Genomic DNA, 14060 nt, shown 5'->3' with positions numbered 1-14060 from the left:
GGTGAACGTTAGGTGTCCCAAATGCTGACAATCCTCGGCTTCGTCATGATTGCGACCTTCCTGGTCCTGATCATGATGAGGAAGATGTCGCCGATCGCGGCGCTGGTCCTCATCCCCGCCCTCTTCTGCGTATTCGTAGGACAGGGCGCGCACCTCGGCGACTACGTCATCGAAGGGGTCGGCACGCTCGCCCCCACCGCGGCGATGCTGATGTTCGCGATCGTCTACTTCGGCGTGATGATCGACGTGGGGCTGTTCGACCCGATCGTCCGCGGCATCCTGCGCTTCTGCAAGGCGGATCCGATGCGCGTCGTGGTCGGTACGGCGCTGCTCGCCGCGATCGTCTCGCTGGACGGCGACGGCTCCACCACCTTCATGATCACCGTCGCGGCGATGTATCCGCTCTACAAGCGCCTCAGGATGAGCCTGGTCGTGATGACCGGAGTCGCCGCCACGGCGAACGGCGTCATGAACACCCTGCCCTGGGGCGGCCCCACCGCCCGCGCCGCCACCGCCCTCAAGCTCGACGCGGCCGGCATCTTCGTCCCCATGATCCCCGCGCTCGTCGTCGGACTGCTCTTCGTCTTTGTCCTCGCCTACGTGCTGGGCCGCCGTGAGCGGAGGCGCCTCGGCATGCTCACGCTCGACAAGGTGCTGGAAACCGAGTCCGCGACCGTCTCCGAGACCGTGCTGGTCAAGGCGGGCGGCGGCGGTTTCGAGGAGCGCAAGGCAGCTGCCGGTGGTACCGGCGACGCCCCCGGCGCACCAGAGAAGGAAGAGGACGCGCGCTTCCAGGGCCTCGACCCGAACCGTGCCACGCTGCGTCCCAAGCTGTACTGGTTCAACGCCGGGCTGACCGTCGCTCTGCTCGCCGCGATGATCATGGAGTGGCTGCCCATTCCGGTGCTCTTCCTCCTCGGCGCGGCCCTCGCCCTCACGGTCAACTTTCCGAAGGTCGCCGGCCAGAGGGCCCGGATCGCCGCCCACGCCGACAACGTCCTCAACGTCACCGGCATGGTCTTCGCCGCCGCCGTCTTCACCGGCGTCCTCACCGGCACCGGCATGGTCAAGCACATGGCCGACTGGCTCGTCAGCGCCATCCCCGAGGGTATGGGCCCGCACATGGCTATCGTGACCGGTGTGCTGAGCCTCCCACTCACCTACTTCATGTCGAACGACGGCTTCTACTTCGGCGTCCTGCCAGTCCTCGCAGAGGCGGGCGCGGCCCATGGCGTCTCCCCGCTGGAGATCGCCCGCGCATCCCTCGTCGGCCAGGCGCTGCACATGTCGAGCCCGCTCGTCCCCGCCGTGTACGTCCTGGTCGGCATGGCCAAGGTCGAGTTCGGCGACCACACCAGGTTCACCGTCAAATGGGCCGCGCTCACCTCGCTCGTGGTGCTCGGAGCCGGAATCCTGTTCGGCATCATCTGATGCCAATAACCCCGGCGCGAGGCTGGCTGCTGCGTCTCGTCATCGCCTTCGGCTTCGCGCAGGGGGCGGTGTCGATGGCGCGGCCGGCCGTCTCCTACCGGGCGCTGGCCCTGGGTGCGGACGAGCGCGCGATCGGCGTGATCGCGGGTGTGTACGCGCTGCTTCCCCTGTTCGCCGCCGTACCGCTGGGGCGCAGGACGGACCACGGGCGGTGTGCACCCCTGCTGTCCGTCGGCGTCGTCCTGATCTCCGGCGGGTGTGCCCTCAGCGGTACGGCGGGCTCGTTCTTCGCCATGGCGGCCTGGAGCGGAGTGATGGGCCTCGGCCATCTCTGCTTCGTCATCGGTGCCCAGTCGATCGTCGCCCGGCAGTCCGCACCGGACGAACAGGACCGCAACTTCGGCCACTTCACCATCGGCGCCTCGCTCGGCCAGCTGGTCGGACCGGTTGCCGCCGGATTCGTCGTCTCCGAGCACGACGGCGCGATGGGGCGTACGAGCGCACTGGCCCTTGTCGTCTCGGCGGCCGTCGCCGCCGTCTCCTTCACCTCGCTGTGGCGCATAGAACGCCGTACGGACGGCCCCGCCGCCCGCGACAAACAGCGGAAGGTCCCCGTACAGCGCATCCTGCGCACCCGGGGCGTCCCCGGCGGGATCTTCATCAGCCTCGCCGTGCTCTCCGCCACCGACATCCTCACCGCGTATCTGCCGGTGATCGGCGAACACCGCGGCATCGCGCCCGCGACCATCGGACTGCTGCTGAGTCTGCGGGCGGCGGCCACCATCGCCTGCCGGCTGGTGATGACCCCGATGATCCGCTTGCTGGGCCGTACGGCGCTGATGACCGTGACCTGTCTGCTCGGCGGACTGCTCTGCGGCGGTATCGCCCTGTCCGTCCCGGTCTGGGTGCTGGCCCTGATGCTCGTCGTCCTCGGCTTCTGCCTGGGTGTCGGGCAGCCGCTGTCGATGACGACGGTCGTCCAGGCTGCCCCGGCCGAGGCGCGCTCAACCGCGCTTGCCCTGAGGTTGACCGGAAATCGTCTTGGGCAGGTCGCGGCGCCCGCCTCGGCCGGACTGGTCGCGGGCGTCGCGGGCACCGCGGCCCCGTTCGTCATGCTGGGCGTACTCCTGCTGATGGCGGCCGGGCTGGCCGCACGTCAGTCAACCCGCCCGCCGGACACCGGAGTTCACGGCAGGGGGACCGGCGGGCGGCAACAACGCCCGTCGGCGGTGGACGGCTCCGCACAGAAGGCCCGCCCTCAACCTGCTCGCGAGCCATTCCCTGACCGGGAGTAATGGGCTAGTTTCAGACGTCTCAGTCGCTCCCCCTCGTCCCCCTGGCGGAACCAATGAGTCGCGCCATCTCGCTTCGCAGCGTCAGTAAGAGGTACGAACGCACCGCTCGCGCCGTCGACCGTTTCACGCTCGACATCGAGCCGGGGGAGTTCGTGGTGCTGCTCGGCCCTTCGGGCTGCGGCAAATCGACCGTTTTGCGCATGATCGCCGGCCTCGAGGACATCACCGAGGGGGAGTTGCTGCTCGACGGGGAGTACGCCAACCACGTCCCGCCCCGCGATCGCGCCATGGCCATGGTGTTCCAGAACTTCGCGCTCTACCCGCGCATGACCAACCGCGAGAACATCGGCTTCCCGCTGCGGCTGGAGAACTCCCGGCTGGACCGCGGCCAGCAGGTCGAGGCCACCGCCCGGATGCTCGGCATCGAGGACGTCCTGGACCGCTACCCCAGCCAGCTCTCCGGCGGGGAACGCCAGCGGGTCGCGATGGGCCGGGCCATCTCCCGGCAGCCCTCCGTCTTCCTGATGGACGAGCCGCTGTCCAACCTCGACGCGAAGATGCGCAGCCATCTGCGGGCCGAAATCTCCCAGCTCACCGCCGAGCTGGGGGTGACCACTGTCTATGTCACGCACGACCAGGCCGAGGCGATGTCGCTCGGCGACCGGGTCGCCGTGATGCGCGGTGGGGTGCTCCAGCAGGTGAGCACCCCACGCGATACGTACGCCCTGCCCGAGAACGTGTTCGTCGCCGCGTTCATCGGTACGCCGCGCATCAATCTGCTGCAGGCCGTCGTCTACGCGCCGCTGGACGGCCGGATGTCGATCGACCTCGGCAAACAGCGGCTGCCGCTGCCCGAACCCCTCAGCGCCGACCACCAGTTGCTCCGCATCCAGCAGGGCCGGCAGATCATCGTCGGCCTTCGCTCCGAAGCCGCCCGGATCGCCCCGCCGAGCCAGGCCCGCCCCGGCGAGGTCGCCCTGACCGGGATCGTCGAGCACATGGAGTACCAGGGGCATGAGGCGCTGGTGCACTTCAACACCGGCTCGCAGCCCGCCGTGGTCGCCGACCTGGAGTCGCCCAGGCCGGGGGCGTCCGTGCGAAGACGCAGAAGCAGAAGCAGCGGCCCGAGCGTCCTGACCCGGCTCAAGGAGCGCGCGGTCGCCCATGTCTCGGGGCCCGTGGTGACGCTCGACGACCCGGAGCCGGGGCCTCGTTCCGTCGCCCCCGAGCGCCCGGCTGTCGCCGCGAGCGATCTGGTCGTGCGGACCGGACCCGATGTGAGGCTGCGCACCGGCGCTCAGGTGCCGCTCCTCGTCGACCTCGCGCATCTGTACGTCTTCGACCACACCGGCCGCAGGATCTGCCCTGCTCCCGCGGACCTCCCGGGCCTGGACGCCTGAGGGTCCCGGCTACGCTCCAGGTGCCCCTGGCGTCCAAAAACTAACACCGCTAGTTTGGGGTGCGGACGACAACCGCAGGCTCTGGAGGAGTGCGATGAAGGCCCACGACGGGATGTACATCGGCGGCCAGTGGCGGCCCGCCGCAGGCCCGGACACCATCGCCGTGGTGAACCCGGCGGACGAGCAGGTCATCGCCCATGTCCCGGCCGGCACGGCCGAGGACGTCGACGCCGCCGTACGCGCCGCCCGCGCCGCGTTCCCCGGCTGGGCCGCCACCGGGCCGGCCGAGCGCGCGGCCAGGATCGCCGCACTGCGCGATGTGCTTGTGGCCCGCGCGGACGAGATCGCCGAGACCGTCACAGCCGAGCTCGGCGCGCCGCCGGCTCTGTCGCAGACGGTCCACGCGGGTGTGCCGGTCCTGGTCGCCGGCTCGTATGCGGAGCTGGCCGCTTCGTACTCCTTCGAGGAGAAGATCGGCAACTCCACCGTGCTGCTGGAGCCGGTCGGCGTGGTCGGTGCCATCACGCCCTGGAACTACCCGCTGCACCAGATCGTCGCCAAGGTGGCCCCCGCTCTCGCGGCGGGCTGCACCGTAGTCCTCAAGCCCGCCGAGGACACCCCGCTGACCGCGCAGCTCTTCGCCGAGGCCGTCGACGAGGCCGGACTGCCCGCCGGGGTGTTCAACCTGGTGACGGGCCTCGGACCGGTCGCCGGACAGGCACTCGCCGCGCACGAGGACGTGGATCTCGTCTCCTTCACCGGCTCCACCGCGGTCGGCAGGCAGATCGGCGCGACAGCAGGGGCCGCCGTCAAACGGGTCGCCCTGGAACTCGGCGGCAAGTCCGCCAATGTCATCCTGCCGAGCGCCGACCTGGCCAAGGCCGTCAAAGTCGGCATCGCCAACGTGATGTCCAACTCCGGCCAGACGTGCAGCGCGTGGACCCGGATACTGGTCCACAAGGACCAGTACGAGGAGGCGGTGGCACTCGCGGCGGCCGCGGTCGCCAAGTACGTACCGGGCGAGCGGGTCGGCCCACTGGTCAACGCCAAGCAGCAGCAGCGCGTGCGCGGCTATATCGAGAAGGGCGTCGCCGAGGGAGCCCGCCTTGTCGCGGGTGGCCCCGCCGCCCCGCACGAGACGGGCTACTACGTCAGCCCCACCGTCTTCGCCGATGTCACTGTGGAGATGACCATCGCCCAGGAGGAGATCTTCGGCCCGGTCGTCTCCATGATCGAGTACGCGGACGAGGAGGACGCGCTCCGTATCGCCAACGGCACGGTCTACGGCCTCGCGGGCGCGGTCTGGGCGGCCGACGAGGCGGAGGCCGCCGCCTTCGCCCGCCGGATGGACACCGGACAGGTCGATATCAACGGCGGCCGCTTCAACCCCCTCGCCCCGTTCGGCGGTTACAAGCAGTCGGGGGTGGGCCGCGAGCTCGGCCCGCACGGTCTGTCCGAGTACCTCCAGACCAAGTCCCTCCAGTTCTGAGCCGGGAGTTTCGTACCATGGTCCGTGCCGCCGTACTGCCCGCCGTCGGCTCTCCGCTGGAGATCACCGACATCGAACTGCCCGAGCCCGGCCCCGGCCAGGTGCGGGTGCGCCTCGCCGCCGCCGGGGTCTGCCACTCCGATCTGTCCCTGTCCAACGGCACTATGCGCGTACCGACGCCCTGCGTACTTGGCCACGAAGGCGCGGGCACGGTCCTCTCCGTCGGCGAGGACGTCACCCATGTCGCCGTCGGCGACGGTGTGGTCCTCAACTGGGCTCCCTCCTGCGGGAGTTGCCACCACTGTGGGATCGGCGAGGTCTGGCTGTGCGCCAACGCGCTGGCGGGCGCGGCAAGCGTCTACGCCCGCACCGCCGACGGCGCCGAGCTGCACCCCGGTCTGAACGTCGCGGCCTTCGCCGAGGAGAGTGTCGTCGGCGCGAACTGCGTCCTGCCGGTCCCGGACGGCGTCCCGCTCACCGACGCCGCGCTGCTCGGCTGTGCGGTCCTCACCGGGTACGGCGCGATCCACCACTCCGCGCGCGTCCGCACGGACGAGTCGGTGGTGGTCTTCGGCGTCGGCGGCGTCGGCCTCGCCACCCTCCAGTCCGCCCGGATCGCGGGCGCGTCGACGATCATCGCCGTCGATGTGTCCCCGCAGAAGGAGGAACTCGCGCGGCAGGCAGGCGCGACGGAGTACGTCGTCGCCTCCGACACCACCGCAAAGCAGATCAGGGCCCTCACCGGCGGCCAGGGCGCGGACGTCGCGATCGAGTGCGTGGGCCGGGGCGCCACCATCCGCACCGCCTGGGAATCCACCCGCCGCGGCGGCCGCACAACGGTCGTCGGCATCGGTGGCAAGGACCAGCAGGTCACCTTCAACGCGCTGGAGATCTTCCACTGGGGCCGTACGCTCTCCGGTTGCGTGTACGGCAACAGTGACCCGGCCCGTGACCTGCCGGTGCTGGCGGACCACATCCGCGCCGGCCGCCTGGACCTGGGCAGCCTGGTGACCGCGCGGATCGGACTCGCCGGAATCCCCGCGGCCTTCGACGACATGCTCGCGGGCAAGGGCGGCAGGGCGCTGGTCGTCTTCTGACGGGGGCTCCACCCCAGACCCCGCGCCTTCTCCCACGTACCCCAAGATCGTTTCCCGCCGGGCAGGTGAGAGGGCCCGTCACAGGCGTCGTCGTATTGGCTCGGCGCGGGCGGCCCCAGCCGCCTGCGCCGAGCTATCACGCCGACCGCCGGCGCCTCAAGGCGTGGCATCCAGGCCGTCGCCGACCTCGGTCCGCTCCGGGGACAGCGTCAGTCCGGCGGCCTGTGCCGCCTCGAGCAGCAGAACGGCGAAATCGGTGTCCCGGTGGCCCCGGCCGATGGAGTGCTGCACCAGCTGATGGGTGAGCGACGCGACCGGCATGGGAACCTCCAGCTCACGCGCCGCGGCCAGGCCGAGATCGAAGTCCTTGCGCAGCAGTTCGGGCGTGAACGTGGGGGCCAGATCGAGGTTGACGAACGCGGGCGTCTTGTACCGGGTGAAAACCGACCCCATGACCGAGTCGTTCAGGAAGTCCAGGAACGCCGCGCGGCTGACGCCGCCCTTCTCGGCGAGGACGGTGATCTCCGCCATCGCCTGGGTGACCACGCCCAGAAAGATGTTGTGCGCGAGCTTGACCAGGCGCGCGACTTCCCCCTCACCGGCGTACGTCACGGCGCGCGCGATGGTCGTCAGTAGCGGCTCCACCTCGTTGAAGACATCGCGGGGGCCGGAGACAACCATGGACAGCTTGCCGGCCTTGACCACCTTCGCATTGCCCGAGACCGGAGCCGCCAGAAGGGACGTACCGGACTGCTCGGCCTCTTCTCGCACTTGGGCCGACACCGAGGCGGACACCGTGGAACAGTCGACGAGGACGCGCGGCTTGGACGGCTGACGCAGAATGCCCTGCTCGCCGACGGTCACCTCGGCGAAGTCATTACTGGCGCTGACCATGATGAAGACGACGTCCCGGTCGGCGAGTGCCGCGACGGTGTCCACGATGGTCGCTCCGAGGCCGGCCAGCGGCTCGCACTTGGCTCGCGTGCGGTTGTAGACGGTGACGTCGTGACCGGCCTTGAGCAGGCGCGCGACCATGGCGTATCCCATGCGTCCGGTGCCTGCCCAGCCGATGGTGGGCTTACTGGCGGAGTCAGTCATGAGGAGATCCCTTTTCAAGAGTCCGGGCCACGGCCGGACCGGGCTCGTGGCGCGAGTCAGCAGAGGTCCGTGCGCGGCGACGCTGCGCCCACGCGAGGGAGGTCCTAGGGCGTGGTTCCGGCCACGGCGGTGCCGGCTCCCAGGTACAACCGGCCGACCTCGGGGTCGGTGAGCAGGTCGGATCCCGAACCGGTCAGGGCGACTCGTCCCGCTTCGAGGACGGCACCGGTCTGGGAGACCGCCAGCCCCGAGCGGGCGTTCTGCTCGACGAGGAGGATGGTGCGTCCGGATGCTGCCAGCTCGGCAACATTCTTGAACACCGCGGTGCGTGACTTGGGGTCCAGGCCGATGGACGGTTCGTCGAGGAGGATGAGGGCGGGATCGAGCATGAGCGTCCGAGCGATCTCGACCGTCTTCTGCTCGCCGCCGGACAGGGAGCCGGCGTGGGCGCCTGCCCGTTCGGCGATCAGGCGGAACGAGGAGGCGATCTCCTCCCACCGCCGTGCAAGGAGCCGACGGTCACGCAGCACATAGCCGCCCATCTGCACGTTCTCACGCACCGTCATCGCGGGGAACAGACTGCGGTCCTGAGGCACGTGGACGATGCCGCGCATGAGCCGTTGCCGTGCGCTGAGGCGGGTGATGTCCTCGCCGCGGAAGGTGACGGTGCCCTCGACCGGCTTGAGCAGACCTGAGACCGTCTTGAGCGTGGTGGACTTACCCGACCCGTTGGGCCCGATCAGGCACGTCACCTGGCCGGCGGTCAGGGCGAGGTCGACACCGCGCAGGATCAGGCCGGCACCGTAGCCGGCGGTGACCCCGTCCAGCCGCAAAAGCTCCTGCCGCTCCGGCGCGTTGCCGGCGGCTGCCGCCGCGCGCTCGTGCGGCTTCGATGAGGGATGGGTCATGGGCTATTCCCCCAGATAGGCGTCGAGGACCTGCGGGTCGCTTTGGATCTGCGCCGGCGTGCCGGTCGCGATGGGACAGCCGCGGTCGAGGACGATCACGGGGTCGCACAGGCGCATGACGAGCGGCATGTCGTGTTCGACGACGAGGAACGTCACTCCGGCGGCGTTCCTCGCCCTGATGTGGCGTTCCATCGCTTCGATCATCACCGGGTTCACTCCCGCAGTCGGCTCGTCCAGCAGGACCAGGGAGGGATCGGACATGAGCACGGCGGCGAACTCGCACAGTTTGCGTTGTCCGTAGGACAGGTCCGCGGCGGCCAGTTCCGCCTTGGCGGCCAGGCCGAAGTCCTCCAGCAGCGCGTCGGCCCGTTCCACGTCCCTTCGGGCGGCGCGCGGTCCGAGCAGTCCGGTCCAGCGGTGACCGGCAGCGGCGACCAGATTCTCCCGCACGCTGAGCGATGAGAAGATCCGCGCTTGCTGGAACGTGCGGGTCAGGCCACGGCGGTACAGCACCGCCGGGTCGGGCTTGCGGTAGTCGACGCCGGCGAAGCGCACCGAGCCTGCGTCCGCGCCGAGATACCCAGTGATCATGTTGAACGCGGTCGTCTTACCGGACCCGTTGGGCCCGATGAGAGCGGTGACCGAGCCTTGCTCGACCTCGAAGGAACAGTTCCGGACCGCTTGCACTCCGCCAAAGGACTTGGTGACATTGCGGACCTCGAGCAGCGCACTCATCGGTCGCTCACCTGCTCTCCCGTCGGATGCTTGCCGGTATCAGAACCAGAATCAGAACCGGAACCGGTCGTTGCCGTCACCTGACGTCCGCTGGACGGCACAGGCCGGGACGGCTTCGCACCGGTGGCTTCGGCCGGTGGCGCCGGGCCGGGCTCTCCCGCGCCGTGGACGTCGCGTTCGCCGCCCGGTGCGGTGGCGGCCCCACCGGCGCGCTGCCGTCGTGCGGTGAGCCAGTCGCTGATCGACGGAAGGATTCCCCTGGGCAGAACCAGCATGACGACCAGGAACAGCGCGGCGTATCCGACGAGGTACAGCGAATTCGCTCCGAGACGGTAGGCGAGGTACTGCTGCACCGGCACGACGAGGAAGGCGCCCAGCACCGGGCCCCACAAGATGGCCCGCCCGCCCAGATACACCATGAGGACCATGCCGATGGTCACCAGCGGGTCGACGGCGAACGGTGGGTAGACGAAGGAGACGTAGTACGCCCACACCGCGCCGACCGCGCCGGTGATGCCGACCGACAAGGCGAACGCGGCGAGTTTGGCGAGCGTGGTCGGCGCACCGACACCGCGCGCCTTGTCCTCGTCGTCGCGGACACTGGCCAGCACGAGCCCGAGCCGCGAGCGTTGGACGAACGCCGTGATGGCGACGGCGATCGCGAGTACCGCGACAAGGACGTAGTAGAAGGGGAAGGCGTAGTAGGCCGCATCGAAGGGCGCCGGTGGGATTCCGATGCCTTGGGCGCCGCCAGTCAGTCCGCGGGCGTTGTAGGCGATGGTCTGGGCGACGAAGACCAGCGTGATGGTGACGATGGCGAACGTCGCCGCCCGAGTGCGCATCGCGACCCACGCCACCGGCAGCCCGACCAGGGCCGTGAGCACCGCGACGACCGGCAGCGCGAGGAACGGCTCCCACCCGGACGTCGGCGGGTTGTGGTGGAACCAGATGGCTTCGGTGTAGGCGCCCACTCCGAAGAACGCGGCATGTCCCAGCGAGGGATAGCCGGCGAAGCCGCCGACCAGATTCCATGCGCTCGCCATGGCGGCCGACATGAGGGTGAACACCAGCAGGTTGAGGATCCACTGCTCGCCGACTGTCCACGGCGCGGCAAGAAGCGCTCCGAAGACCGCGACGGGTACCGCGGCGCGCAGCCGGGAGACGGACAGCAGCGCTCGGGGCATCGAGGCTGCGGGTGCACTCGCCGATGAGGTTGCCGAAGTGCTCACAGCGCGCCCCGCATCTGCGCGCCGAACAGGCCACGCGGCCGCACCAGCAGGACGACCAGCAGCACCACGAAGAACGTGAAGCTGGCCCAGACCGGCGACCAGGTCGCGGCCACCACGGCCTCGGCGACACCCATCAGCACACTCGCGGCCACGGCCCCGCCCAGGCTGCCGAGCCCACCGAGGACGACGATTGCCAGCAACCGGGCGATGAGGTCGTAGTGGCTGGCGGAGTTGAAGGGGTAAACCAGGCCGAACACCGAGCCGGCCGCGCACGCGGTTGCCGCGCCCAGGCCGAAGCCGAGAGCGGAGACCCGTTCGGGGTTGACCCCCAACAGGCGCGCCGCAGTCGGGTTCTGCACCGTGGCCCGGACAGAGGCGCCGAACCGGCTGCGGTGCAGCAGCAGCCAGAGCCCGCCCAGGACGGCCAGGGACAGAGCGAACGCGGCAAGCCGCGTCACCGAGAGCCGGTAGTCCCCGACGACCCACGCGGCATCGCGGTAGCTGGTGTTGATGGACCTGTAGGTCGTCTTGTACGCCACGGCCAGCACTCCTTCGATGCCCAGCGCGAAGGCGAACATGACCAGCAGGCTCAACTCGCCCTCGCCCGCCTTCAGCGGGCGCAGGAAGACCCACTGCACGGTGACCCCGAGCAGGAACATCAGCGGTGCCGTGATGAGGATGCTGAGGAAGGGGTCGATGCCGGCCCAGGTGAAGAGCGTGTAGGAAAGGTAGGCGCTCAGTACCACCATGGCGCCCTGCGCCAGGTTGACCACGCGCATGATGCCGAAAATCAGCGTCTGTCCACTGGCCATCAGCGCGTACACGCCGCCGGTGAGGACACCGAGGATGACCGCCTGGATGAGGGTGTGCACGAGCGGCTCAACCCCCCCACGCCGGCTTGGCCGTGAGCGGCTGGGCGGCCGCGACACCCGTCGGGAAGACCGGCGTCAGGCGCTCCTTCTGCCACTGCACCAGGGTGTAGCGACCTTGCGGCTCACCATTGGCGTCCCACGAGAGGTCGCCTATCGGGGTCGACCATGTGCCCGAGTGCAGGGCCGATATGAGGGTCGCGTTGTCGATCTTGTTGGTTTTCCTGGCCACTTCTTCGACGAGCACGCCGGCGGAGTACGCCTCGGCGCTGGTCGTGTCGATGCCGGTCTCCTTGCCGCCGTACTTCTTGAGGTACGCCTTCACGAATTCGGCGGCGCCCTGCTGCGTGGATCCCGCGTACCAGTCACCGGTGGAGAAGATGCCGTTGACGTTCTCCGCGCCGACCTTGTCGGGGAATTCCAACGGGTTGTTGGCCCCGTTGGACAAGAACAGCCACTTCGGGTTGAACCCGAGCTGGATCATGGCTTTTACCTGTGCGTACGCGTCCTCGGACTGCGTACCGCCGACGACCAGATCGGGCTTGGCAGCGGCGACCTTGGTGATGACCGGCGTCAAGTCGGTCAGGCTGTCGGGGTAGGTCTCGGAGTAGACGGTCTTGATACCGGCGCCCTCCAACCGCTTACGGACGTTGTCCGCCAGCGGAGTCGCGAACGGGTCGTCCAGCGCCGCGTAGGCTGCGGTCTTCGGCCGCTGCGCGGCAGGAAGGCTGAGCACGTAGTCCACGAAGATGTCGCCCTGCTTGACGATCGCGGCGGGCTGGACGAAGAACAGGTTGTTCAGCTTCTGCTCGAACACCGTCGGGCCGCCGCCCGCCGGCTCGAGGAAGGCGTAGTTGTAGCGCTTGGCGACCTGTGAGGCCGGGATGGTCAGCATGCTGGAGAAGGGGCCGAAGACCAGGTCGACCTTGTCCTTCGTGATGAGGTTGGTGTAGTTCGTCGTCACCTGGTTGGGGTTCGAGGTGTCGTCGACGATCTTCACGACGACCTTGCGGCCCAGGACGCCGCCGCGGGAGTTGACATCGTCGGCCCACAGCTCATAGCCGCGCCTGGCGGCCTTGCCGGGATCGGCGAAGTCGCCAGTGAGCGACAAGGACACTCCGACGGTCAGCGTGTCCTTCGACGACGAGCCCTGACTGGAGCCGCCGGTGGCCGGGCCGCACGCGGCCAGCGCCAGGCAGGCGGCCGCGGCCACCGCAGGCGGGAGAAAGCGGTGCGCCCGCGTCCGCTGCCGGGGGCTTGGGCCGGCGCGGAACACGCTCCGCGGCAAACGATTGCCATACATCGCAAGTCACTCTCTTCCTCAGAAGATTGGAACTGATGACCATCCCGCCACGGGCCCAGACGGTGATCCCGTGACGCCACCGCAATCGGTTGCCGCGACGTTAGAACTGCGTTACAGGCCTGTCAAGGGTGTGGGTGGCCCTATCCATCGCAATCCATTGCCGCTGTTCACCGGACCTCTTAGGATTCGGGCATGACAAGCCTCAGCGACGTGGCGCGAGCGGCCGGAGTGCATCCCGGGACCGCGTCGAAGGCCCTGAACCCGAAGACCCGCGGCCGCGTCTCGGCCGAGACCGCTCGGCGAGTCCAGAAGGCGGCTGACCGCTTGGGTTACCAGGCCAATTCAGTCGCTCGTGCGCTGCGCACCCGCCGCTCGAACATCATCGCGGTGCTCATCCCGGACCTGACCAACCCCCTCTTCCCGCCCATCGTGCGCGGAGTGGAGAAGGTCCTCGCCTCTGCGGGGTGCTCGGCCCTGTTGGTCAACACCGACAACGATCAGGACAAGGAGCGGCATCTGTTCGCCGAACTCCGCGGACGCCAGTGCGACGGTTTCATCGTGGCGACCGCTCGCCGCAAGCATCCGCTCCTGGAGGCCGCTGCTGCCGATGGTGTGCCGATGGTGCTGGTCAACCGGGTCATGGACAGCCATCACGTACCGTCCGTGGCCGGTGACGAGGCCGCGGGCGTGCGCGCCGCCGTCGCCCACTTCGTGTCGCTGGGGCACCGGCGCATCGCTCACATCGCAGGCCCCCAGGAGCTGTCGACCGGCCTGGTCCGCTACCGCGCGTTCGTCGACGCGTGCGACCGCAACGGGCTGGATCCCTCCGCGTGCCCTGTCGTATTCGCAGACTCCTTCAGCGAGACGGCCGGCGAGAGCGCCATGCGGCAGTTGCTCGAGGGTTCGGCAGGTACGACGGCGGTGTTCGCCGCGAACGACCTGCTCGCACTGGGCGCGCTGGACGCGTTGAACGCCGCCGGGATGCTCTGCCCCGATGACATGTCCGTCATCGGCTTCAACGACATGCCGTTCCTGTCGCGGCTGAACCCCCCGCTGACCACCGTTCATGTACCGCAGAGCGAGATCGGGGTGGCCGCGGCCCGCATGCTGCTCGAATGCGTCGAGCAGCCAGGCCCACCGCGGTCGCTGCTTCTGGGCTGCGACCTCGTCGTCCGTGCTTCGACGGGGCCTGCCCGGCCGTAGCTG

At 69.2% G+C, this 14060-nt stretch carries 12 protein-coding genes; 6 read left to right on the top strand and 6 right to left on the bottom strand.

From position 1 onward, the window contains the following. The first annotated feature begins 21 nt into the window (after positions 1-21). The 5 genes from ACWDO5_RS10740 (at position 22) to ACWDO5_RS10720 (ending at position 6712) form a co-directional block, all read left to right on the top strand. Entirely contained in the window at positions 22-1431 is a 1410-nt protein-coding gene (locus ACWDO5_RS10740) for a CitMHS family transporter (RefSeq protein WP_450529974.1), read from the top strand. Further along, on the top strand, positions 1431-2726 hold the full coding sequence (locus ACWDO5_RS10735; RefSeq protein ID WP_450529973.1) for an MFS transporter: 1296 nt from the start codon (positions 1431-1433) through the stop codon (positions 2724-2726). Before ACWDO5_RS10740 ends, ACWDO5_RS10735 begins: the two co-directional genes overlap by 1 nt. Positions 2727-2779: 53 nt before the next feature. After that, complete coding sequence (locus ACWDO5_RS10730) at positions 2780-4126, top strand: ABC transporter ATP-binding protein (RefSeq protein ID WP_450529972.1); 1347 nt, start codon at positions 2780-2782, stop codon at positions 4124-4126. Between the two features lie 94 nt (positions 4127-4220). Continuing rightward, on the top strand, positions 4221-5615 hold the full coding sequence (locus ACWDO5_RS10725; protein WP_450529971.1) for an aldehyde dehydrogenase family protein: 1395 nt from the start codon (positions 4221-4223) through the stop codon (positions 5613-5615). A gap of 17 nt (positions 5616-5632) precedes the next feature. Then, the gene (locus ACWDO5_RS10720; RefSeq protein ID WP_450529970.1) at positions 5633-6712 is read left to right on the top strand and encodes a Zn-dependent alcohol dehydrogenase; all 1080 of its coding nucleotides are present in this window, start codon (positions 5633-5635) and stop codon (positions 6710-6712) included. A gap of 156 nt (positions 6713-6868) precedes the next feature. On the opposite strand, the gene ACWDO5_RS10715 is transcribed toward ACWDO5_RS10720, so the two are convergent. The 6 genes from ACWDO5_RS10715 to ACWDO5_RS10690 all read right to left on the bottom strand — a co-directional run bounded on the left by ACWDO5_RS10715 (position 6869) and on the right by ACWDO5_RS10690 (position 12764). Further along, entirely contained in the window at positions 6869-7810 is a 942-nt protein-coding gene (locus tag ACWDO5_RS10715; RefSeq protein ID WP_450529969.1) for an NAD(P)-dependent oxidoreductase, read from the bottom strand. A 104-nt stretch (positions 7811-7914) separates the two neighbouring features. Continuing rightward, positions 7915-8718, bottom strand: a complete 804-nt coding sequence (locus ACWDO5_RS10710; RefSeq protein WP_450529968.1) for an ABC transporter ATP-binding protein — start codon at positions 8716-8718, stop codon at positions 7915-7917. Positions 8719-8721: 3 nt separating this feature from the next. Beyond that, positions 8722-9453, bottom strand: a complete 732-nt coding sequence (locus ACWDO5_RS10705; protein WP_450529967.1) for an ABC transporter ATP-binding protein — start codon at positions 9451-9453, stop codon at positions 8722-8724. Further along, a complete protein-coding gene (locus ACWDO5_RS10700) occupies positions 9450-10637 on the bottom strand; it encodes a branched-chain amino acid ABC transporter permease (protein ID WP_450529966.1) in 1188 nt (395 codons plus the stop codon). The genes ACWDO5_RS10705 and ACWDO5_RS10700 overlap by 4 nt, the downstream gene beginning before the upstream one ends. 41 nt (positions 10638-10678) lie before the next feature. After that, on the bottom strand, positions 10679-11554 hold the full coding sequence (locus ACWDO5_RS10695) for a branched-chain amino acid ABC transporter permease (RefSeq protein WP_450529965.1): 876 nt from the start codon (positions 11552-11554) through the stop codon (positions 10679-10681). A gap of 7 nt (positions 11555-11561) precedes the next feature. Further along, on the bottom strand, positions 11562-12764 hold the full coding sequence (locus ACWDO5_RS10690; protein WP_450529964.1) for an amino acid ABC transporter substrate-binding protein: 1203 nt from the start codon (positions 12762-12764) through the stop codon (positions 11562-11564). Between the two features lie 282 nt (positions 12765-13046). Between ACWDO5_RS10690 and ACWDO5_RS10685 the strand changes: the two genes are divergently transcribed. Then, positions 13047-14057: a LacI family DNA-binding transcriptional regulator gene (locus ACWDO5_RS10685; protein WP_450529963.1), complete on the top strand. Its 1011-nt coding sequence runs from the start codon at positions 13047-13049 to the stop codon at positions 14055-14057. The last annotated feature ends 3 nt before the right edge of the window (positions 14058-14060 follow it).

Source organism: Streptomyces sp. NPDC000880 (assembly GCF_053599675.1).
This window is presented reverse-complemented; position numbering and strand designations above follow the sequence as displayed.

What these genes read in the sequence shown, in the direction of transcription:
- ACWDO5_RS10740 (WP_450529974.1), top strand. Translation starts at nt 22, where the DNA reads ATGCTGACAATCCTCGGCTTCGTCATGATTGCGACCTTCCTGGTCCTG.
- ACWDO5_RS10735 (WP_450529973.1), top strand. Translation starts at nt 1,431, where the DNA reads ATGCCAATAACCCCGGCGCGAGGCTGGCTGCTGCGTCTCGTCATCGCC.
- ACWDO5_RS10730 (WP_450529972.1), top strand. Translation starts at nt 2,780, where the DNA reads ATGAGTCGCGCCATCTCGCTTCGCAGCGTCAGTAAGAGGTACGAACGC.
- ACWDO5_RS10725 (WP_450529971.1), top strand. Translation starts at nt 4,221, where the DNA reads ATGAAGGCCCACGACGGGATGTACATCGGCGGCCAGTGGCGGCCCGCC.
- ACWDO5_RS10720 (WP_450529970.1), top strand. Translation starts at nt 5,633, where the DNA reads ATGGTCCGTGCCGCCGTACTGCCCGCCGTCGGCTCTCCGCTGGAGATC.
- ACWDO5_RS10715 (WP_450529969.1), bottom strand. Translation starts at nt 7,810, where the DNA reads ATGACTGACTCCGCCAGTAAGCCCACCATCGGCTGGGCAGGCACCGGA.
- ACWDO5_RS10710 (WP_450529968.1), bottom strand. Translation starts at nt 8,718, where the DNA reads ATGACCCATCCCTCATCGAAGCCGCACGAGCGCGCGGCGGCAGCCGCC.
- ACWDO5_RS10705 (WP_450529967.1), bottom strand. Translation starts at nt 9,453, where the DNA reads ATGAGTGCGCTGCTCGAGGTCCGCAATGTCACCAAGTCCTTTGGCGGA.
- ACWDO5_RS10700 (WP_450529966.1), bottom strand. Translation starts at nt 10,637, where the DNA reads ATGCCCCGAGCGCTGCTGTCCGTCTCCCGGCTGCGCGCCGCGGTACCC.
- ACWDO5_RS10685 (WP_450529963.1), top strand. Translation starts at nt 13,047, where the DNA reads ATGACAAGCCTCAGCGACGTGGCGCGAGCGGCCGGAGTGCATCCCGGG.